At 36.9% G+C, this 241-nt stretch carries 1 protein-coding gene; it reads right to left on the bottom strand.

The window, feature by feature from the left end; genetic code table 11:
* On the bottom strand, window positions 1-241 hold a 241-nt coding region (locus tag SCA31_RS25245; RefSeq protein ID WP_410699676.1), incomplete at both ends, for a hypothetical protein.

Genomic DNA, 241 nt, shown 5'->3' with positions numbered 1-241 from the left:
CATATTCTTTGGATAACGCTCGAATTCCGTAATCGCTTAGGAACTCATTTGGATTCAACATTCTGCTCAACAATCTTTTCAAACGATGACCACGCAGTAAAGACAATAAATGTTTAGAATCCTGCCCCTTTACTTCCCATCTCGAAACGAGAGAAGCCAGTTCCGGTTTATTTTCAAGAACCCATTTCATTCTTTTCTTAAAATTAGGAAGATTCTCAATCATTTCATCATCGATAACTTC

This window comes from Chryseobacterium sp. SIMBA_028 (assembly GCF_046535285.1).
Classification (GTDB): Bacteria; Bacteroidota; Bacteroidia; order Flavobacteriales; family Weeksellaceae; genus Chryseobacterium.
This window is presented reverse-complemented; position numbering and strand designations above follow the sequence as displayed.